Genomic DNA, 21,998 nt, shown 5'->3' on the forward strand with positions numbered 1-21,998 from the left:
GTCGAACCTGAATGTAGGGCATCCGGAACCGCCGCGGTGTAACTTTCTGCCCCGGCGAACGTTCATGGGGGAACCTCACCCGTCACATCCGGTCTGATCGCCCGTCCCATCCGTCATGCATGAAAGGCCACGGGCGACGAGTATGCTTTGCGCCTAGCCAACCGGGGCCCCCCGCCCTCCGCCAGCCCCCTCAGGAGTTATTGAATGTCGCGTTTCTGGAAGATCGTGCTGCTGGTGGTCGCAGTGCTGGTGGTTGCCGTCGTGGGTGTGCGCCTGATGGGCGGCAAGAAGGGAGACGCGGCAGGTCCGGCAGCCGAAGGGCGGCAGGCCGGTGATCCGGCCAACGCAGGCCCGGTGCCGGTCACGGTGATCGAGGCGGCGCGCCAGGACGTGCCGGTCTATGCAAGCGCACTGGGCACGGTCGCGGCGATGAACACCGTCACCGTGAGCCCGCAGGTCGGCGGCCAGCTGATCAGCCTGAACTTCAAGGAAGGCCAGGAAGTGAAGAAGGGGGACCTGCTCGCCCAGATCGATCCGCGCACCCTGCAGGCCAGCTACGACGAGGCCGCGGCGGCCAAGCGCCAGAACCAGGCCCAGCTCGCCACCGCCCGCTCCAACTACCAGCGCTCGAACTCGGCCGAGTACCGCCAGTACGTGGCCAAGACCGACCTGGATACCCAGCGCAACCAGGTGGCCCAGTTTGAAAGTGCCGTGGCGGCCAACGAAGCCAGCATGCGCGCCGCCCAGGTGCAGCTGCAGTACACCCGCGTGACGGCGCCGATCTCGGGCATCGCCGGTATCCGTGCGGTCGATGCCGGCAACATCGTCAGCGCCGGCACCGCGCTGGTGACCCTGACCCAGATCCACCCGATCCACGTCGTGTTCAATCTGCCCGAGCGTCAGCTGCCCGCCGTCCGCCAGGCCCAGGCCGCCGGCGCGGTGGCCATCGCCGCGCTGGACCGCAACGATGCGCACGTACTGACCGATGGCGGCAAGCTGGACGTGGTCGACAACCAGATCAGCAGCGACAGCGGCACCTTCCGCGCGCGCGCCCTGTTCGACAACGAAGACAATTCGCTGTGGCCGGGCCAGTTCGTCAACGTCCGCATGCAGCTGCGCACCATCGCCGGCGGCGTCGTCATTCCGACCCAGGCCGTGATGCGTGGCCCGGACGGCGAGTACGTCTATATCGTCAAGCCGGACAGCACCGTGGCCATGCAGACGGTCAAGAGCGGTGTGGAAGTCGGCGACAGCCAGGTGCAGATCACCGAGGGCCTGAAGGGCGGCGAACGGGTCGTGAGCGAAGGCCAGTTCCGGCTCAAGCCGGGCGCCAAGGTCACTGCGCTCAAGCCCGGCGAAACCCCCGCCGCACCGACCGAAGCCGAGCTCAAGGCCGCCCAGCAGCAGGGTGGCGGTGGACGCCGCGGTGGCGGTCCGCGCTGATCGCGCCCGCCCTGTGTACCTGACGCCGGCCCAAGCGCCGGCGTTCGCCTGATCCAACGCAGCACGACGCACCAGCAAGGACCCGCCCGTGGGCTTTTCGACGATTTTCATCCGCCGCCCGATCGCCACCTCGCTGCTGATGGCAGGCCTGCTGCTGCTCGGCATCCTCGGTTACCGCCAGCTGCCGGTGTCGGCGCTGCCCGAGATCGATGCGCCCAGCCTGGTGGTGACCACCCAGTACCCCGGCGCCAACGCGGTCACCATGGCCTCGCTGGTGACCACGCCGCTGGAGCGCCAGTTCGGGCAGATTTCCGGGCTGGAGATCATGACCTCCGATTCGTCGGCGGGGCTGTCCACGATCATCCTGCAGTTCTCGATGGACCGCGACATCGACATCGCCGCGCAGGACGTGCAGGCCGCGATCCGCCAGGCCACGCTGCCTTCTTCGCTGCCCTACCAGCCGGTCTACAACCGGGTGAACCCGGCCGACGCGGCCATCGTCACCCTCAAGCTCACCTCCGATACGCGCCCGCTGCGCGACGTCAACAATTACGCCGACTCCATCCTCGCCCAGCGCCTGTCGCAGGTGCAGGGCGTAGGCCTGGTCTCGATCGCCGGCAACGTGCGCCCGGCCGTGCGCATCCAGGTCAACCCGGCGCAGCTGTCCAACATGGGCCTGACCCTGGAAGACCTGCGCAGCGCGCTGACCCAGGCCAACGTCAACGCGCCCAAGGGCTCGCTCAACGGCAAGACCCAGTCCTACTCGATCGGCACCAATGACCAGCTGACCAGTGCTGCCGAGTACCGCGACACCATCATCAGCTACAAGAACGGCCGCCCGGTGCGCCTGTCCGATGTCGCCAACGTGGTCGACGGCGTGGAGAACGACCAGCTGGCCGCGTGGGCCGATGGCAAGCCGGCGGTGCTGCTGGAAGTGCGCCGCCAGCCCGGTGCCAACATCGTGCAGACCGTCGAGCGCATCCGTACGCTGCTGCCGCAGCTGCAGAACGTGCTGCCGGCCGACGTGCACCTGGAGATCTTCAACGACCGGACCGAGACCATCCGCGCCTCGGTGCATGAAGTGCAGTTCACCCTGATCCTGACCATCGGCCTGGTGGTGGCGGTGATCTTCGTGTTCCTGCGCCGCCTGTGGGCCACCATCATTCCCTCGGTGGCGGTGCCGCTGTCGCTGGCCGGCACCTTCGGGGTGATGGCGTTCGCCGGCATGTCGCTGGACAACCTCTCGCTGATGGCGCTGGTGGTGGCCACCGGCTTCGTGGTCGACGATGCGATCGTGATGATCGAGAACATCGTGCGTTACATCGAACAGGGCAAGAGCGGCCCCGAAGCAGCCGAGATCGGCGCACAGCAGATCGGCTTCACGGTGCTCTCGCTGACCATCTCGCTGGTGGCGGTGTTCCTGCCGCTGCTGCTGATGCCCGGCGTCACCGGCCGCCTGTTCCATGAGTTCGCCTGGGTGCTGAGCATCGCGGTGACGCTGTCGATGCTGATCTCGCTGACGCTCACCCCGATGATGTGCGCCTACCTGCTCAAGCCCGACGCGCTGCCTGAAGGCGAAGATGCGCACGAGCGTGCCGCCGCGGCCGGCAAGACCACCGTGTGGTCGCGCACCGTCGGCCTGTACGAGCGCAGCCTGGACTGGGTGCTCGATCACCAGCCGCTGACCCTGGCCGTCGCCGCCGGTGCGCTGGTGCTGACCGTGGTGCTGTACATCGTGATCCCCAAGGGCCTGCTGCCCGAACAGGACACCGGGCTGATCACCGGCGTGGTCCAGGCCGACCAGAACATCGCCTTCCCGCAGATGGAGCAGCGCACCAAGGCCGTGGCCGAAGCCCTGCGCAGCGATCCGGCGGTGACCGGCGTGTCCGCCTTCATCGGCGCCGGCACGATGAACCCCACGCTCAACCAGGGCCAGCTGTCGATCGTGCTCAAGGAGCGCGGCGACCGCGATGGCCTGGATGAGATCCTGCCGCGCCTGCAGAAGGCCGTGGCCGGCATCCCCGGCGTGGCGCTGTACCTCAAGCCGGTGCAGGACGTCACCCTGGATACCCGCGTGGCGGCCACCGAGTACCAGTACTCGCTGTCGGACGTGGACAGCGCGCAGGTCGCGCTGCAGGCCACCCGGCTGACCGAAGCGCTGCGCCAGCGCCCGGAACTGGCCGACGTGGACAACAACCTGTCCAACCAGGGCCGCGCGCTGGAACTGACCATCGACCGCGACAAGGCCAGCGTGCTCGGCGTGCCGATGCAGACCATCGACGACACCCTGTACGACGCCTTCGGCCAGCGCCAGATCTCCACCATCTTCACCGAGCTCAACCAGTACCGCGTGGTGCTCGAAGTGGCGCCGGAATTCCGCACCAGCACCGCGCTGATGAACCAGCTGGCGGTGGCCTCCAACGGAGCCGGTGCATTGACCGGCAGCAACGCCACCAACTTCGGCCAGGTCACCTCGTCCAACTCGTCCACGGCCACCGGCATCGGCGCGCAGAACACCGGTATCCCGGTCGGTGCGGGCAACATCATTCCGCTGGCCGCGCTGGCCGAAGGCAAGGTCACCAGCACCCCGCTGGTGGTCAGCCACCAGCAGCAGCTGCCGGCGGTCACGGTGTCGTTCAACATCGCGCCGGGCTACTCGCTGTCCGATGCGGTCAAGGCGATCGAGGAAACCAAGGCCGGCCTGAACATGCCCTCGCAGGTGCATGCGCAGTTCATCGGCAAGGCGGCCGAGTTCACCGGCAGCCAGACCGACGTGGTGTGGCTGCTGCTGGCCTCGCTGGTACTGATCTACATCGTGCTGGGCGTGCTGTATGAAAGCTACATCCACCCCTTCACCATCATCTCCACCCTGCCACCGGCCGGTGTCGGCGCGCTGCTGGCGCTGATGGTGTGCGGGCTGCCGCTGTCGGTGGATGGCATCGTCGGCATCGTGCTGCTGATCGGCATCGTCAAGAAGAACGGCATCATGATGGTCGACTTCGCGATCGAGGCACGCCGCACCGGGGCCAACGCGCATGAAGCGATCCGCCGCGCCTGCCTGCTGCGCTTCCGCCCGATCATGATGACCACCGCTGCCGCGATGCTCGGTGCATTGCCGCTGGCGCTGGGCACCGGCATCGGCTCGGAGCTGCGCCGCCCGCTGGGCATCGCCATCGTCGGCGGCCTGCTGCTCTCGCAGCTGGTCACGCTGTACACCACCCCGGTGATCTACCTGTACATGGAGCGCTTCTCCGAGCGCCTGCGCCAGCGCCGCGAACAGCGCGCGCTGCGTCACGGCCATGGCCCGGTGCAGGAGCCGCAGGCGTGATGACGAGCACCGCAGACTGCCGCCGGGGCGTTCGATGAACATCTCCGGCCCGTTCATCCGCCGCCCGATCGGCACCGCCCTGCTGGCCATCGGCCTGTTCGTGGTGGGCGTGATCTGCTACCTGCAGCTGGGCGTGTCGGCACTGCCGAACATCCAGATCCCGGTGATCTTCGTGCACGCCAACCAGGCCGGCGCGGACGCCACGACGATGGCCTCCACGGTGACCGCGCCGCTGGAGCGCCACCTCGGCCAGCTGCCCGGCATCGACCGCATGCGCTCGTCCAGCTCCGAAGGCAGCTCGCTGGTCTTCATGATCTTCCAGAGCGACCGCGACATCGACTCGGCCGCGCTGGACGTGCAGACCGCGATCAACTCGGCCCAGTCCGACCTGCCCGCCGGGCTGGGCACGCCGATGTTCCAGAAGGCGAACCCGAACGACGACCCGGTCATCGCGATCGCCCTGACCTCCGAAACGCAGTCGGCCGACGACCTCTACAACGTGGCCGACTCGCTGCTGGCCCAGCGCCTGCGCCAGATCACCGGGGTCTCCTCGGTGGATATCGCCGGCGCCTCCACGCCGGCGGTGCGGGTGGACGTCAACCTGCGCCTGATGAATGCCCTCGGCCTGACCGCCGATGACCTGCGCAATGCGGTACGCGCGGCCAACGTGACCTCGCCGACCGGCTTCCTCACCGATGGCAACACCACCACCGCGATCATCGCCAACGATTCCGTCGCGCGCGCCGCCGATTTCGCCCAGCTGGTGATCAAGACCGCCGACGATGGCCGCGTGATCCGCCTGCAGGACATCGCCAACGTCTACGACGGGCAGCAGGACGCTTACCAGGCCGCGTGGTTCAACCACAAACCGGCGGTGGTGATGTATGTGTTCACCCGCGCCGGCGCCAACATCGTGGAAACCGTGGACCGGGTGAAGGCGCAGATCCCGACCCTGCGCGACTACCTCGAACCGGGCACCACGCTCACCCCGTATTTCGACCGCACCCCGACCATCCGCTCGTCGCTGCATGAAGTGCAGATCACCCTGCTGATCGCGCTGGCCATGGTGGTGCTGACCATGGCGCTGTTCCTGCGCCGGCTGGCCCCGACCCTGATCGCGGCGGTGACCGTGCCGCTTTCACTGGCCGGCGCAGCGCTGGTGATGTACGTGCTGGGCTTCACCCTGAACAACCTGAGCCTGCTGGCGCTGGTGATCGCGATCGGCTTCGTGGTCGACGATGCGATCGTGGTGATCGAGAACATCATGCGCCACCTCGACGAGGGCATGCCGCGCATGCAGGCCGCCCTCACTGGCGCGCGCGAGATCGGCTTCACCATCGTCTCGATCACCGCCTCGCTGGTGGCGGTGTTCATTCCGCTGCTGTTCGCCGAAGGCATGATGGGCGCGTTCTTCCGCGAGTTCACCGTCACCCTGGTCGCGGCCATCGTGGTCTCGATGATCATCTCGCTGACGCTGACCCCGGCGCTGTGCAGCCGCTTCCTGAGCGCGCATGCCGACGCCGGTGCGCCGAGCCGCTTTGGCCGCCTGCTCGATGCCGGCCACGACCGCATGCTGCGGATCTACGTGAAGCTGCTGGATTTCTCGCTGCGCCACGCGCTGCTGCTGTCGCTGACCCCGCTGCTGCTGATCGGCGCGACGGTGTTCCTGTTCGGTGCGGTCAAGAAGGGCGCCTTCCCGCCGCAGGACACCGGCCTGATCTGGGGCCGCGCGAATTCCAGCGCCACGGTCTCGTTCGAAGACATGGTCAACCGCCAGCGCCGCATCACCGACATGCTGATGGCCGACCCGGCGGTGAAGACCGTGGGTGTGCGCCTGGGCAGTGGCCGCCAAGGCTCGAGCGCGCAGTTCAACGTTGAACTGAAGTCGCGCAAGGACGGCCGCCGCGAAACGACCGCCCAGGCCTTGGCCCGCCTCAGCGCGAAGGCCGATCGTTACCCCGACCTGCAGCTGCGCCTGCGCGCCATCCAGGATCTGCCCAGCAACGACGGCGGTGGTTCCAGCCAGGGCGCGCAGTACCGCGTCTCGCTGCAGGGCAACGACCTGGCCCAGCTGCAGGAGTGGCTGCCCAAGCTGCAGGCCGCGCTGAAGAAGAACCCGAAGCTGGCCGACGTCGGCACCGACGTGGACGCCGCCGGCCTGCGCCAGAACATCGTGATCGACCGGGCCAAGGCCGCCCGCCTGGGCGTGTCGGTCGGTGCCATCGACGGCGCGCTGTACGGCGCCTTCGGCCAGCGCCAGATCTCCACGATCTACTCGGACATCAACCAGTACAGCGTGGTGGTCAACGCCCTGCCGGAGCAGACCGCGACACCCGGCGCGCTGGACCAGATCTACGTACGCGCCGGCAATGGCGAGATGGTGCCGATCACCGCGGTGGCCGAGCAGGTACCGGGGCTGGCACCGTCGCAGATCACCCACGAGAACCAGTACACCACGATGGACCTGAGCTACAACCTCGCCCCCGGCACCAGCATGGGCGAGGCCAAGGCCATCATCGACAGCACCGTCAACGGCATGCGCATGCCCGGCGACATCCGCCTGGCCGACGACGCCGGGTTCGGCTTCGATTCGGACCCGATGGCGATGCTGATCCTGGTGATGGCGGCGATCATCACCGTGTACCTGGTGCTGGGCATGCTGTACGAGAGCCTGATCCACCCGGTCACCATCCTCTCCACGCTGCCGGCAGCCGGTGTGGGTGCGCTGCTGGCGCTGTACGGCACCAACACCGAACTGTCGGTGATCTCGATGATCGCGCTGGTGCTGCTGATCGGCATCGTCAAGAAGAACGCGATCATGATGATCGACTTTGCGGTGGTCGCGCAGCGCGAGCACGGCAAGACGCCGCTGGAAGCCGCCCGCGAAGCCAGCATCGTGCGCTTCCGTCCGATCATGATGACCAGCATGGTGGCGATCCTGGCGGCGGTGCCGCTGGCGATCGGCCTGGGCGAAGGCTCCGAGCTGCGCCGCCCGCTGGGCATCGCGATGATCGGTGGCCTGCTGTTCTCGCAGAGCCTGACCCTGCTCAGCACCCCGGCGCTGTACGTGATCTTCTCGTGCCTGCGCGAGCGCTGGGTGGCCCGCCGGGCGCGGCGCCGCGAGAAGCGCGCGTTGAAGCGGGCCGCCGCCGCGCGGTAGGCATTGCACCGGTAGGTACCGACCGTTGGTCGGTACGCCGCTGTCGGTACGCCTCTGTCGGCACCCCCGGCCGGTGCGCCCCGGTTTGACGCCATGTAACAAAACGACAACAATTCTCATCCAGCCACGGTCCTGCATCGCCCTCTGCGATGCCCCCGCTGCCGGTTCCCGGCCAGCCTGCGCGATCCAGCCATCGACCCTCCCCCGCCCTCTGTAGATCGCGGACGGCGTTGTGCTGTCCGCCAAGGAACCCATCGATGCTGTCGTCCTCCCTGCCCCGCCTGGCCACGTTGGCCGTCGCGCTGTCGCTGGCCTGCGCCGCCCATGCCCAGTCCGTACCGGACGGCACCGCGCGGGCGCGCTCGGCCACCGACCTGGATGCGATCAAGGTCACCGCCGAACGTACCCACACCGATACCGGCGCCCTGGGCGACCGCGCCGTGCGCGATACCCCGTTTGCGATCTCGGTGGTCGGCCGCGAGGACATCGAAAAGCGCCAGGTGGTCTCGCTGGGCGAAGCCTTCCTCACCGATCCTTCGGTGGTCACCCAGGTCAGCGCCTACGCCAGCGGCTGGAGTTCGCCGATCCGCAACCGCGGCATCGATCTCAGCTACGACAGCTACCGCGTCAACGGCCTGCAGGTGTCCTCGTGGGGCACCGAGTGGCCGCTGGAAGTGATGGAACAGGTGGAACTGCTCAAAGGTCCCGGCGGCTTCATGTACGGCTTCGGCCAGCCCGGCGGCATCGTCAACTACGTCACCAAGAAGCCGACCGAGGTCACCACGCTGTCGGCACAGCTGGGCTGGCGCGAGGCGGGCATCGTCAGTGGGCAGCTCGATGTGGGCGGACGCTTCGGCAACGAGGACATGTTCGGCTACCGCTTCAACGCGTACCAGGAGAAAGGTGAAACCTTCAACGGCGGGGAGGTGAACCGCAAGGTCGGCGCCCTGTCGCTGGATGCACGCCTGACCGACCGGCTGACCTGGACCTTCGATGGCGTGTTCCAGTCGCGCGATCTCAGCAACGAGTCGCCGCAGTATTACTTCATCGGCCTGACAGAGCTGCCGCGCCCGCTCGCGGGCGACATCGACAACAGCATCGATGGCAGCTACTACGACACCCGTTCCAGCCTGCTCTCCACGGCGTTGAACTGGCAGATCAACAGTGACTGGAAGGCCAGCCTGAGCTATGGCGTGACCACCTCATGGAACGACGTCAACAAGATCTTCGCCTATATCGATGACGTCAACGGCGATTACAACGTCAACACCTACGAGCTCGGCGGCAAGAGCGAGTGGAAGCTGGCCCAGGCGATCGTGCAGGGCCGCTTCCAGACCGGCCCGCTGTCGCACCAGGTGGTCGCCGGCGTCTCCCACCAGACCGGGCTGGGCTGGGACCGTCCCTACGAGTGGAACACCATCGGCCGCGGCAACCTCTACCAGCGCCCGACACTGCGTCATGATGCGGTCGGCTCGCGCGTGCTCAGCCGCGGCAGCGAAACGGTGCAGCAGGCGGCGTTTGTCAGCGATACCGTCAGCTTCGCCGATGGCTGGTCGCTGCTGGCCGGCGCGCGCTACAACGACTTCGAGAACAAGGGCGCGTACCACACCTATCCCGTCACCCCGACCTACGCCCTGATGTACAAGCCGGCCGATGCAGTGACGCTGTATGCCAGCTACGTGGAATCGCTGGAAGCCGGCAGCCGCGTGGGCAGCGATTACATCAACGCCGGTGACGTGCTCGACCCGACCATCAGCAAGCAGTACGAGATCGGCGCCAAGATCGAGTACCCGCGCTGGAGCGCCAATGCCGCCGCCTTCCGGCTGGAGCGTGGCGCGAACATCGACCTGCTCACGCCCGCCGGCAAGCTGCTGGTGCAGGACGGCATCACGCTGTACGAAGGCGTGGAAGTCAGCGGCGACGTACGCCTGACCGATGCCTTCACGCTCGGTGGCGGCGTGACCTGGCTGGACCCCACCTACGACAAGCTCTCCCCCGACAGCGTCGCCCAGGAAGGCAACCGCACCGTAGGCGCCGCCCGCTGGCAGGGCGTCCTGCACGCCGACTACAGCGTCCCGCAGGTCGAGGGCCTGAGCGTGTATGCACTGGCCCGTTACTACGGTGACGTCTATTACGACGCCGACAACACGCTCAAGCTGCCCGACTACACGCTGGTCAACGCCGGTGTCGGCTACCGGATGCAGGCCGCCGGCCATCCCGTCACCTGGCGCGCCGGCGTGGAGAACCTGGCCAACAAGAAGTACTGGTCCAACGCAGGCGTCGGCCTGCCGCGCACCTTCGCGGTAAGCGTGCGCTGGGACATGTAACCGGAAGCACACAGGTAGTGCCGGCCGCTGGCCGGCTCTCCACACAGCGGTAGTGCCGGCCGCTGGCCGGCTCCTCGGCATTCTCGGGAGCCGGCCCGCGGCCGGCACTACCGTCGGTGGTAGAGGTGTCCCCTTCACTCCGCACCGGCAATAATGGCGGCCTCTCTTCCGCCGAGTCGCCATGCCCTCGTTCGAAACCCGCGTCAGCCGCCTCTGGGCACATGAAAAGGCCAGCTATGGCCTGCGGGTATTCATCGCGTTGTCGGCGGCCATGGGGCTGTGCTGGTACCTGGACCAGCTGCCCGCCCTGCCCGGCGTGTTCCTGGGCATCATCGCCAGCGCGATCGCCGAGACCGACGACAACTGGTGGGGCCGGATCAAATCGGTGGCGCTGTCGCTGCTGTGCTTCGTGGCGGCCGCCGCGGCGGTGGTGGTGCTGTTCCCGCATCCGTGGTGGTTCATCACCGCCTTGGCCGCGGCCACCTTCGGGCTGACCCTGCTCGGCGCGCTCGGCGAGCGCTATGCCTCGATCGCGCAGGCCACGGTGACCCTGGCCATCTACACGATGATCGGGCTGGAACAGCACGGTGCGGCCGATCTGCCCCAGGCGATCAATGCCGTGAGCCACCTGCTGGCCGGCGCGGTCTGGTACGCCCTGCTCTCGATTCTGTGGACGGCGTTGTTCGCCAATCGCCCCGTGCGCGAGCGCGTGGCACGCCTGTATCTGGAGCTGGGCCGCTACCTCAAGCTCAAGGCCGATCTGTTCGAACCGGTCCGCGATGCCGACGTGCAGAAGCGCCAACTCGCCCTGGCCGAGCAGAACCGGCGCGTGGTCGAGGCGCTGAACATTGCCAAGACCGCCATCCTGGCGCGCTTCGGCCGCTCCGGCCGGCCGGGCGTGCAGTCCGGCCTGTACCTGCGCCTGTATTACATGGCCCAGGACTTCCACGAGCGCGCCAGCTCCTCGCACTACCCCTATGGCGCGCTGACCGAAGCGTTCTTCCACAGCGACGTGCTGTACCGCTGCCAGCGTCTGCTCGCGCTGCAGGGTGAGGCCTGCGCCAACCTGGGCCAGGCGATCCGCCTGCGCCAGCCGTTCCAGTACGGCGAGCGCACCAAGCAGGCCACCGCCGACCTCACCGATTCGCTGAGCTGGCTGCGCGCCCAGCACAATCCCCAGTGGCAGCGCCTGCTGGCCTCGCTGGAACTGCTGGGCCACAACCTGCAGAGCATCGAACGCCGCCTGTCCGAAGCCGAGAAGTCCGAGTCCACGCTGGACAACGTGGACACCCGCCTGCGCGATACCAACCCGCACACCCTGCGCGAGATGGGCGTGCGTATCCGCCAGCAGCTCACCCCCGGCTCGGTGCTGTTCCGGCACGGCCTGCGCATGGCGCTGGCGCTGATCGTCGGCTTCGCGGCGATCCGCCTGTTCAACGCCCAGAACGGCTCCTGGGTGCTGCTGACCATCGTGTTCGTCTGCCGCCCGCACTTCGGTGCCACCCGCCAGCGGCTGGCGCAGCGGATCGCCGGCACCCTGATCGGCCTGGTGCTGACCTGGGCGCTGATGCAGTTGTTCCAGGACCTGCGCATCGAGCTGCTGATCGCCCTGCTCTCGGCGCTGCTGTTCTTCTTCACCCGCAGCGATCGCTACCTGGTGGCCTCGGCGGCGATCACGGTGATGGCGCTGACCTGCTTCAACCTGATCGGCGATGGCTTCCTGCTGATCTGGCCACGGCTGGTGGATACGCTGCTGGGCTGTGCGATCGCCGCGGCGGCAGCCTTCCTGATCCTGCCCGACTGGCAGGGCCGCCGCCTGAATCTTGTGATGGCGCGGGTGCTCGACAACTGCGCCAGGTACCTGCACGCCGTGCTCGGCCAGTACGGCAGTGGCATGCGAGACGATCTGGCCTACCGCATCGCACGGCGCGACATGCACAACGCCGATGCGGCGCTGTCCACGGCCCTGTCGAACATGCTGCGCGAGCCGGGCCACGTACGCCGCAACCTGGATGCGGGGTTCCGCTTCCTGGCGTTGTCCAACACGCTGCTCGGCCATCTCTCCGCGCTGGGTGCGCACCGCACCCAGCTGGACAGCTACGGCCAGGACCCACTCGCCCTGTCCGGCGGGGAACGCGTGGAGCAGGCGATGCAGCAGATCGCCAGCGCGCTGCAGCAGCGCGAGCCGGTGGCCGAGGACGCCAACGACGGCGACCGCGCCCTGGCCGAACAGCTCGAGCAGATCCCGGACGACATGCCGCCCCAGCTGCAGCTGATCCGGACCCAGATGGGCCTGATGCTGCGCCTGCTGCCCAAGCTGCGCGGTGCCGCCAACGAGGCTGCGCGCACGCTGCGGTAGGTATCGACCGGTGGTCGATACGGATGTTGAACGGGGCTGCCTGCCCCGAACCGCGGCGCTGCCATGCTGCGCCAACAGGGAGAATGCTAGGCTGCGCCGGTTCGCAAGGAGTCTCCATGTCCGGCCATAGTCAGTTCGCCCTGCTCAGGCAACGCCGTTTCCTGCCGTTTTTCATCGTCCAGTCGCTGGGCGCGTTCAACGACAACGTCTACCGCCAGGCGATCATCGCGCTGCTGTTCTTCCTCGGCACGCCGATCGAAGAGCGCTCGCTGTACACCAACCTGGCACCGGCGATCTTCATCCTGCCGTACTTCCTGTTCTCGGCGCTGGCCGGGCAGATCGCGGAGAAGCTGGAGAAGTCGCGGCTGATCGTGATCACCACGACCATGGAGATCGCGATCATGTCGCTGGCCGCGGTCGGCTTCCTGACCGAGAGCATGCCGGTGCTGCTGGTCGCGCTGTTCTGCACCGGCATGCAGTCCACCCTGTTCGGGCCGGTGAAGTACTCGGTGTTGCCCTCCATCCTCAAGCCCGAGGAGCTGACCGGCGGCAACGGCCTGGTCGAGATGGGCACCTCGCTGTCGATCCTGACCGGCATGATCGCCGGCGGCCTGATCTTCACCCTGGCGGGCAGCCATGGCCCGATCGTGGCGGCCACCGCGGTGATCGTGCTCGCCATCGCGGGCAACCTGACCGCACGGATGATTCCCAAGGTCGATGCGGGCGCGCCGGACCTGAAGATCAACTGGAACCCGCTGCCGGAGTCGCTCGCGGTGCTGCGCATGGCCAAGAAGCAGAAAGCCGTGCGCAACGCGATCCTGGGCGTGTCCTGGTTCTGGTTCGTCGGCACCATGCTGACCTCGCAGCTGCCCACCTACGCCGAAATCAATCTAGGCGGTGGCTCCACGCTGTACATCTTCGCGCTGGCGCTGTTCTCGCTCGGCACCGGCACCGGCTCGCTGCTGTGCGAAAAACTGTCCGGGCGCACCGTGGAAATCGGCCTGGTGCCGCTGGGCGCGTTCGGCATGACCGCCTTCATGCTCGACCTGTACTTCGCACGTGTCGGGGAAGCCGCCGCCGCCGGGCTGTCGATCTGGCAGTTCGTACAGGCGCCGGGCAGCGTGCGCATCATCATCGACCTGATCGGCATCGGCCTGTTCACCGGCTTCTTCGTGGTGCCGCTGTTCGCACTGATCCAGAGCCGCACGGCCAAGTCGGAGATGTCGCGCGTGTTCGCCGCGCTCAACATCCAGAACTCCGGTTTCATCGTGCTGGCCGCAGGCCTGGGCCTGCTCACCCAGCGGGTGCTGGACTGGACCATTCCGCAGCTGTTCCTGGCCCTGGCGATCGCCAACGCCGTGGTGTCGATCTACATCTTCACGATCGTCCCCGAATTCCTGATGCGCTTCCTCAGCTGGGTGATGGTGCGCGCGCTGTACCGCCTTCGCCCGCACGGGATCGAGGCCAACGTGCCGGACGAGGGCGCGGCGCTGATCGTGTGCAACCATGTGAGCTACATGGACGCGCTGATCCTCTCGGCCACGATCCCGCGCCCGGTGCGCTTCGTCATGTACTACAGGATCTTCAACATCCCGGTGATGCGCTGGATCTTCCGCACCGCCAAGGCGATCCCGATCGCCGGTGCACGCGAGGATCCGGCGCTGATGCAGGCCGCGTTCGACGAGGTGGACAAGGCATTGGCCGAAGGCGAGCTGGTCTGCATCTTCCCCGAGGGCGCTTTGACCCGTGATGGCCAGATGGGCGCGTTCAAGTCGGGCGTGGAGAAGATTCTCGAGCGCCGCCCGGTGCCGGTGGTGCCGATGGCGCTGCGCGGCATGTGGTCGAGCATGTGGAGCCGGCGCGACACGCGCCTGGGCCGGATGCGCGTGCCACGTCGGTTCCGCGCGCATGTCGGGGTGGTTGCGTCGGCACCGATCGCCGGCGAGGTCGCCACGGCCCCGATGCTGGAGACACAGGTGCGGCAGCTGCGGGCTGACCAGGCGTGAGTCCCGCCCTGCCTGCATGTAACCGTATACATGGACGCGGGTACATCGGTTAGATTACCGCCCGGGGCACCTCGCCCGCGCTGGCCGGCGCGGGCGGACGCTCGATGCCGGACATTGCCGTCGTGTCACCTGTTGCCGATCGTGCCTCATCGCGTGTGTTGTTCGCCCCGGATCCATCCCGTACACACCCACCCAAGCAAATGGAGCTTCGCTGATGAATGCCACCGCCCCCCTGCCGCCCGCCCCGGGCAGCATTCCGAACCACCTGATCTGGTCGATCGTCGTCACCATCCTGGCGTTCTTCGTATGCTGCCTGTCGTGCCTGAGCTTCCCGGGCATCGTCACCGGCGTGGTCGCGATCGTGTTCGCCAGCAAGGTCAACGGCCTGCTCAACCAGGGCGACCTGGAAGGCGCGCGTCGTGCCTCCAAGAACGCCAAGATCTGGGCGTGGGTCACCACCGGTTTCCTGATCGCCGGCGTCGTGCTGTTCGTGATCTCGCTGGCCTTCATGGGCGTTGACGGTTACATGCAGCAGATGCAGCAGTTCCAGCAGCAGATCGAAAGCGCCAGCTGATGATCGCGCTGCACGGCAAGCGCTGGTTGCTGGCGGCCCTGCCGCCGGCCGCCTTGGCCGCCGGCGCGGGGTTCTGGGTGCTGCGGCACTACGACCCCAACAGCGCCAGCAGTCCGTTCCCGCCGTGCAGCTTCCTGGCCGTTACCGGGTACTACTGCATCGGCTGCGGGCTGACGCGTGCACTGCACGCGCTGGCCCACGGCGATGTGGTCGCCGCGTTCTCGATGAATCCCCTGGCGATGCTGATGCTGGCCATCGCCCCGCTGGTGATCGGCTGGGCGATGGGCTGGCGCCCACGCGTGCTGCAGCCGCTGATCACGCTGTTGATGAAACCGGCGTTCTGGCTGATCCTGCTGCCGGCGTACTGGATCGCACGCAACCTGCCGTGGGTGCCGTTCACCTGGTTGGCGCCGGGCTGAGCTGAACCGCTAGGTCACCCAGCCGGCGATGACCAGCAACGCCAGCACTGCCATCCACAACAGCAGCATGCGCCACACCAGGCTCATCGCATCGCGCAGTTCCGGCAGCCGACGCCATACCGGCACCATGCCCGCATCACTGTAATCGTGCGCATCCTCGCGCAGCTCGGCACTGACGCTCGCCCGCGCGACAGCGCCAAGGAAGTGCGTGGAGGCGGCCCACTGGTTGCCATGCGCCTCGCGCCACGCCTTGAACGCCGTATCGAAGTTGCCGACCAGCGCCATCGACAACGACATCAGCTGCGCCACCGGCCATTCCAGCCAGGACAGCACCACGCGTGCACCGGCGACCGCTTCCACGCTGGCCAGCGAGCGCATCGGGCCGACCGCCAGCAACGCCAGCAGGCGATACAGCAGCGCGCCGACCGGGCCCAGCAGCAGGAACCAGAACAGCACCGCGAACCAGCGCCGCAGCGCGTTGAGCACGGTCGCTTCCACCAGTGAGGGGACGTCTTCGTGCAGGCTGCCACCGGCGGACTGCAGCTGCGCGATCGCCAGGTGGCGGGCGTGGGCGTCATCGGCATCGATCACCGCCTCGACATCGCGGTCCAGATCGCGCGGGCCCCAGCACATCACCAGCACCAGCACGCCCAGCAGCAGTGACGGCAGGCCGTACACCCGATCATCGAAGAGCCACTGGACCAGGCCCAGCACCACGACGAACGGCAGCACCGCCAGCCAGGCACCCTTGCGTCCGCGCCAGGCGCCGTCTTCGGCGGCATGCCGGTCCAGCCACTGCAGCCAGCGCCGGTAGAGGCCGAAACGCCGCAGCGCGACGGCCGCGCCCGGCGCGACATGGCCCAGGGCCAAGGCAACCAGCACGGCGACCAGGGTGGTGAACATGTAAGCCTCCGGCTCGGGACGTGGAACGCGCCGCTACTATGCCTTGCGGCCCGGCAATTCCCCGGGCCGTAGGTAATGTAACGCGCCGCGTGTTCAGCCTGCGGCAACGGCAGGCGACGGTCAGGCGACCTGCTGGCGGTACCAGTGTTCGATCAGGCTGCGCGAGATCGAGATGGGCGGGGACAGGCGGATGCCTTCGCCGTCGTCCTCGACATCCCGGGCCAGGGCAGCGCCCACTTCCTGGGCGGTGAACCAGCGGGCATCTTCCAGCTCGCCGTTCACGGTCGGCACGTCGTCTTCGGCCGTCGCGGCGAAGCCGAGCATCAGCGCGCCGGGGAACGGCCATGGCTGGGTCCCCAGGTAGCGGCACTCGCGCACGCGCACCCGGCTTTCCTCGAACACCTCACGGACCACGGTCTGCTCCAGCGATTCACCAGGCTCGACGAAGCCGGCCAGCACCGAATAGCGACGCGGGGCCCAGTTGGCCTGGCGGCCCAGCAGCAGCCGACCCTGGTTTTCCACGGCCACGATCACGGCCGGATCCACCCGCGGGTAATGTTCGGTTGCGCACTGGCCGCAGCGGCCGACGAAGCCGCCGCGGCTGAAGGTCACCGCGCCGCCACACACGCCGCAGAAACGGGTGCGCGACTGCCAGTAGGACATGCCACGGGCGTAGCAGAAGGCGGTGGAATCGGCGATGGACCAGGTCGCGGCGGACTGCCGCAGGTCGACCCGCTGCGGGGCCGTCACCGACAGGCCGGCGGCCTCCATCGAGAACCACGCCTGCTCGCCGCGCAGGCCGAGGAAGATCGCGGTACCCGGGCCACCGCCCAGCTCGGCGCCGGTCAGTGGCAGGGGCTGGCCGTCGTTGCCCGCCAGTGCGGTACCGTCCTGGTCGAGCACCAATACGCGCGCGTCCGGCCACAGCCGCAACAACGCATCGGCGTCATCGCGCAGGGTATCGGCGCGCTCCAACGGCTCGCTGACGAAGGCGAAACCGGAAAGCTGCGAAGAGAATTTGGACATCGCAAGAGCCTGCCCACATTCGGCGGGACTGGCAAGCGGCAACCGAGCCTCAGGCCGGTTGCGCGCGCATCACATGCTGAAACTGCTGCCGCAGCCGCAGGTGGTCTTCGCGTTCGGATTGCGGATCACGAACTGCGCGCCGGTCAGGCTCTCGGTGTAATCCACCTCGGCGCCCATCAGGTACTGCAGGCTCAGCGGATCCACCAGCAGGGTGACGCCGGCGGTATCCACCGCCAGATCGTCCTCGGCCCGGTTCTCATCGAACTCGAACCCGTACTGGAAGCCGGAACAGCCACCGCCTTCGATGTAGACGCGCAGGGCGAGGGCAGCGTTGCCCTCATCCTGGATCAGCTCCTTGACCTTGGCCGCAGCGGCCTCGGTGAAGTTCAGCGGACGGTCCAGGGACTGGTAGTTCGGCGCGGCGGCGGGTGCGCCGGGCAGGGAAACAAGCGTGCTCATGCCCCCAGCATGGGGCTGCATGAGCACGGTTTCAAGGTGTGGCGCCGGCGCGATTCAGGCCATCGCCTCGGCCAGCTTCCTGCGGGCGGCGGTGTCCTTGCCCTTGCCCTCGTCCGCATCCCCGGACGGCGGCGGCAGGGCCATCTGCGCCGAGGTGTGGATCAGGCGGCCGGTCAGCTGGGCACCGGCGTGCATTTCCACCACCTGGTAGTGGATGTTGCCGGTGACCCGGGCGCTGGGGGTCAGTTCGACCCGCTCGGTGGCGTGCACATCCCCATCCAGGCGGCCGCTGATGACCACCACCTGGGCGCGGATCTCGCCCTCGATGGCGCCGTGCTCGGCCACCGTCAGGGTGGCGTTGCTGGCGCCGTCCTGGGCGATCACCTTGCCCAGGATGGTGCCTTCCACATACAGGCCACCGCTGAATTCCACGTCCCCGCGGATCACCACCTGCGCGCCGATCAGCGCGTCCACGACCAGATGTCCGTCGCGGTTGGACTTGTTGCTGCCAAACATGGGCTTACTCCCCTTCTTTTGCCGATGCCGCCGGTGCCCCGGCCTGTTTCCAATCGAATACCTGGGTGGCGCCCCCCGCGCCCGATCCCAGCGTGACCCGCACACGTTGCGGGGTGAAGCCTTGGGGCAGCATCACGCTGCCGGTGAGCTGCTGGAAGTACCGGAAGGAATAGTCCTGACCCGGTACCTTGGTGCGCTGGTGCAGCTCGTCCCAGCTGACCGAAGTCAGCTTGCCGTCCTTGACGCCTTCCACGGTGAAGCGCATCTGCCCCTGGCTGATCGCCCCGCGGTTCAGGTTCTGGGTCAGCACCACGGCGTACTGCCAGGTGCCGCCGGTTTCCGGCGAAAACTCCACCGAATGGGTGTTCAGGCCCTTGCGCTGGCTGGTCGCCCCGACCAGGCGCTCGTAGAAGGCCACGTCGGCGCGCAGGCCGGCGATCTCTTCATCGCGCTCACCCAGCGAGGCCTGGACCTCGGTATTGGCAGCACGGCTGATGCGGTCGGAGGCCTGCAGGGTCGCCTGGCGCTGCTGCAGTTCGATGAGCTGCTGCTGGAGGCGCTCGTTGCGGGTCTCGGCGGCCTTGAGCTGGGTGCCGACGTCGCCGCCGGGCGAGCCCAGCCAGGCGCCGAGCAGCGCGGCCAGGATCAGCGACAGCAGCCAGGCACCGCCCAGCACCAGCAGGCGCTTGCGGTCCTGCACGGGCGGCGTGCCCGGCCGACGGATCTGGATGCGGGAAGGTGTGGGCTTATTCATGGCAGTCCTGGGCGACCGCGCCTGCCGGCGCTGTCGCAACGGCCCCTGTCTGGAACGACGGGCTAGTGTAAGTCAGGGGAAAGGCCTTGTCCGCGCAGGCTCGGGATCCGGGCAGTAGCGTTCATGGACGTCATCCACGATAGTGTGCGCCTGTGCACATCTGCCACCGGAGCGCGTGCCATGACCGAAGCCCACCTGTTCGTGATCGGCATCCTGCTGGCCTGGCTGGCCGGTATCCGCGTGTACCTGACCGTGTTCGGCGTGGGGCTGGCCGGCCTGCTCGGCTGGGTCGACCTGCCGCCCGCGCTGCAGGCCACCGAATCGTGGTGGGTGCTGGGCACCTCGGCCGCGCTGGCCATCGCCGAGTTCTTCGCCGACAAGATCCCCGGGGTCGATTCAGTCTGGGACCTGGTCCAGACCCTGGCCCGGGTACCGGCGGGTGCGTTCCTGGCCGCGGCCACGCTCTCGCCCAGCGGTGAACTCAGCGGTACCGCCCTGGTGGCCGGGGCCGGCGTGGCGCTGGCCAGCCACGGGCTGAAGTCCGGCACCCGTGCCCTGCTCAACACCTCGCCCGAACCGGCCAGCAACTGGGTCGCCTCGGCTGCCGAAGACACCGTGGTGGTCGGCGGGCTGGCGCTCGCACTGGCGCACCCGTGGCTGGCGCTGATCCTGGTGGTGGCGTGCAGCCTGATCGGCGCGTTGATCGTGTGGATGATCTGGCGGACGCTGTGGAAGGGGATGCGCTGGCTGATGCGCCAGGCCGACAGTGGGCAGACGCAGGTGAATCCGGGCACCCTGCCCCGGTAAGGCGCGCCCTGCCTCCGGGCGTTCATCGCATAATTGCGGCGCAGACTGGGAGTACGGATGGCCGTTCACGACAACGTTGTTGCACCCGCCCGCGCCGTGCGCGCTGAAACGCCGCCGGCCGAGCACTGGCAGCGCTGGCAACGCCAGGCCACGCCCGCCGCGTTGCCGCACAGCAATGTCGTCGCGCTCAATCCCGTGCCGGCCAGCCCGCCGCCGTTGCTGCCGCCAATGACCACCGATGCCAGCGACCTGGTGCCGCCAGGCATCGATTCGCCGTACCGCGTCCTGATCGTCGAAGACGACCGCTCGCAGGCGCTGTTCGCACAGAGCGTACTGCACGGCGCCGGCATGCAGGCGCTGGTGCACGGCGATGCCGAAGGCGTGCAGCAGGCCATCGCCGAGCATCGCCCCGACCTGATCCTGATGGACCTGCACCTGCCCGGCCTGGACGGCATGCGCCTGACCGCGTTGATCCGCCAGCAGCCTGGCCAGCAGCTGCTGCCGATCGTGTTCCTCAGTGGCGACCCGGATCCGGAGCGCCAGTTCGAGGTACTCGACAGCGGTGCCGATGATTTCCTCAGCAAGCCGATCCGCCCGCGCCACCTGATCGCGGCCGTCTCCAACCGGATCCGCCGCGCCCGTGCGCAGGCCGCCTCGCAGGCGGGCAACGCGGGTGCGCCGGCGATGAACAATCCCGAGACCGGCCTGCCCACCCGCCATCACGTGATGCAGGAGCTGGGCACCTCGCTCGCGCACCGCGATCGCGGCGGCCTGTTCTTCATCGAGATCGCCAGTGCGCTCGGCCTGCGCGAACGCTATGGCTATGCCGCCTTCGAACGGCTGATGACCCAGGCCGGCCAACGCCTGGCCGATGCCGCGCAACCGCACCTGCTGGCGCGCTTGAACGACAACAGCTTCCTGGTCCTGGCCCGCGATGCCGACGAGGACACGCTGGATACGATGGCGCACGCGCTGCGCGAACAGTTGTCCACGCGCGCGTTCGTGATCCGCGATGACGAATCGGTGCACCTGCGCGGCGTGGTCGGCCATGCCCAGCTCTCGCCGGGCTTCTCCGATGCGGGCAGCGCGCTGGAAGCGGTCGAACGCACGACGCTGCAGGCGCGCCTGCTGACCGCCGGCGTGGCCGCCTATGTGCGTCGCGAAGATGTGGCCGCACAGGAACATCTTGCGTTGCTGGAAGGGCAACTGGAACTGGCCTATCAACCCATCGTCGCCGTCGCCGGCGGCAACACCGCGCAGTACCAGGTGCTGCTGCGGCTGCGCCAGGCCGATGGCAGTGTGCTGGCCGCCGGCCAGGTGATTCCGGCGGCCGAAGCGGCCGGGCGCATCGCCGATCTTGACCAGCAGGTGCTCGACCACGCACTGGGCCTGCTGGATCTGTATCGCCACGCCGCACAACCGCTGCACCTGTTCGTCTCGCAGTCGCTGCGCACGCTGGCCCGCGATGCGTTCGGCGATTGGCTGCTGGAGTCGCTGGCCAGCCGCCAGATCGACGGCAGCGCGCTGGTCATCGACGTGCGCCTGCCTGATGCCCTGATCCACACCGTCACCCTGCAGCAGTTCTGCACGCGCATGCATGCAGCCGGCGTGCGCTTCTGCCTGAGCCAGTTCGAGCCGGGCGATGAGGCCAACGCCTTGATGGCGCAGCTGCCGCTGGCGTATGTGCGCATGGCCGCGCGCTTCTCCAACAGCCATGCCAACCAGCAGACCCGCGACGAACTGCGCGCAGCGATCGACCGGGCGCACCGCGCCGGGCTGCGCATCATCGGCCAGCAGATCGAAGATCCGCAGGCCGCGGCCGCGATGTGGATCAGCGGCGTTGATTTCATCCAGGGCAACATGGTCCAGTCCGCCGGCAGCGAACTGAACTTCGACTTCCAGAACTCGGTGCTCTGA

14 protein-coding genes and 1 pseudogene are annotated in these 21,998 nt (G+C 67.9%); 10 read left to right on the top strand and 5 right to left on the bottom strand.

Annotation, left to right across the window (positions count from 1 at the left end; genetic code table 11):
* Nucleotides 1-204: 204 nt before the first annotated feature.
* The 8 genes from BIZ42_RS07935 to BIZ42_RS07970 all read left to right on the top strand — a co-directional run bounded on the left by BIZ42_RS07935 (nt 205) and on the right by BIZ42_RS07970 (nt 15,616).
* Entirely contained in the window at nt 205-1,443 is a 1,239-nt protein-coding gene (locus BIZ42_RS07935) for an efflux RND transporter periplasmic adaptor subunit (protein ID WP_070426097.1), read from the top strand.
* Nucleotides 1,444-1,531: 88 nt separating this feature from the next.
* The gene (locus BIZ42_RS07940) at nt 1,532-4,771 is read left to right on the top strand and encodes an efflux RND transporter permease subunit (RefSeq protein ID WP_070426098.1); all 3,240 of its coding nucleotides are present in this window, start codon (nt 1,532-1,534) and stop codon (nt 4,769-4,771) included.
* A gap of 34 nt (nt 4,772-4,805) precedes the next feature.
* The gene (locus BIZ42_RS07945) at nt 4,806-7,931 is read left to right on the top strand and encodes an efflux RND transporter permease subunit (RefSeq protein ID WP_070426099.1); all 3,126 of its coding nucleotides are present in this window, start codon (nt 4,806-4,808) and stop codon (nt 7,929-7,931) included.
* 257 nt (nt 7,932-8,188) lie between these two features.
* A complete protein-coding gene (locus BIZ42_RS07950) occupies nt 8,189-10,258 on the top strand; it encodes a TonB-dependent receptor (protein WP_070426100.1) in 2,070 nt (689 codons plus the stop codon).
* A gap of 181 nt (nt 10,259-10,439) precedes the next feature.
* Nucleotides 10,440-12,617, top strand: a complete 2,178-nt coding sequence (yccS, locus tag BIZ42_RS07955) for a YccS family putative transporter (protein ID WP_070426101.1) — start codon at nt 10,440-10,442, stop codon at nt 12,615-12,617.
* Nucleotides 12,618-12,733: 116 nt separating this feature from the next.
* Nucleotides 12,734-14,623, top strand: coding sequence for an MFS transporter (locus tag BIZ42_RS07960; RefSeq protein ID WP_070426102.1), 1,890 nt, complete (start codon nt 12,734-12,736; stop codon nt 14,621-14,623).
* A 214-nt stretch (nt 14,624-14,837) separates the two neighbouring features.
* A complete protein-coding gene (locus BIZ42_RS07965; RefSeq protein ID WP_019185331.1) occupies nt 14,838-15,197 on the top strand; it encodes a CD225/dispanin family protein in 360 nt (119 codons plus the stop codon).
* A complete protein-coding gene (locus BIZ42_RS07970) occupies nt 15,197-15,616 on the top strand; it encodes a DUF2752 domain-containing protein (RefSeq protein ID WP_070426103.1) in 420 nt (139 codons plus the stop codon). The genes BIZ42_RS07965 and BIZ42_RS07970 overlap by 1 nt, the downstream gene beginning before the upstream one ends.
* A gap of 9 nt (nt 15,617-15,625) precedes the next feature.
* On the opposite strand, the gene ampE is transcribed toward BIZ42_RS07970, so the two are convergent.
* From ampE to BIZ42_RS07995, 5 genes and pseudogenes are all read right to left on the bottom strand, one after another.
* Entirely contained in the window at nt 15,626-16,519 is an 894-nt protein-coding gene (ampE, locus tag BIZ42_RS07975; RefSeq protein WP_070426104.1) for a regulatory signaling modulator protein AmpE, read from the bottom strand.
* 120 nt (nt 16,520-16,639) lie between these two features.
* Complete coding sequence (gene nudC / locus BIZ42_RS07980) at nt 16,640-17,545, bottom strand: NAD(+) diphosphatase (protein ID WP_070426105.1); 906 nt, start codon at nt 17,543-17,545, stop codon at nt 16,640-16,642.
* Between the two features lie 69 nt (nt 17,546-17,614).
* Nucleotides 17,615-18,004, bottom strand: coding sequence for an iron-sulfur cluster insertion protein ErpA (gene erpA / locus BIZ42_RS07985; RefSeq protein ID WP_019185327.1), 390 nt, complete (start codon nt 18,002-18,004; stop codon nt 17,615-17,617).
* Nucleotides 18,005-18,154: 150 nt separating this feature from the next.
* Nucleotides 18,155-18,520, bottom strand: a pseudogene (locus BIZ42_RS07990) (polymer-forming cytoskeletal protein); the annotation flags it as partial.
* 4 nt (nt 18,521-18,524) lie between these two features.
* Complete coding sequence (locus tag BIZ42_RS07995) at nt 18,525-19,274, bottom strand: DUF6776 family protein (RefSeq protein ID WP_019185325.1); 750 nt, start codon at nt 19,272-19,274, stop codon at nt 18,525-18,527.
* 180 nt (nt 19,275-19,454) lie between these two features.
* Here BIZ42_RS07995 and BIZ42_RS08000 point away from each other — a divergent pair, with 180 nt between their 5' ends.
* Together BIZ42_RS08000 and BIZ42_RS08005 are read left to right on the top strand one after the other, a co-directional pair.
* Nucleotides 19,455-20,081 (top strand): DUF4126 domain-containing protein, encoded by a 627-nt coding sequence (locus tag BIZ42_RS08000; RefSeq protein WP_070426106.1) that lies wholly within the window; start codon nt 19,455-19,457, stop codon nt 20,079-20,081.
* Nucleotides 20,082-20,138: 57 nt separating this feature from the next.
* Nucleotides 20,139-21,998: an EAL domain-containing response regulator gene (locus BIZ42_RS08005; protein WP_070426107.1), complete on the top strand. Its 1,860-nt coding sequence runs from the start codon at nt 20,139-20,141 to the stop codon at nt 21,996-21,998.

The sequence above is a fragment of the Stenotrophomonas sp. LM091 genome, from assembly GCF_001806305.1.
GTDB classification, from domain to species: domain Bacteria; phylum Pseudomonadota; class Gammaproteobacteria; order Xanthomonadales; family Xanthomonadaceae; genus Stenotrophomonas; species Stenotrophomonas bentonitica_A.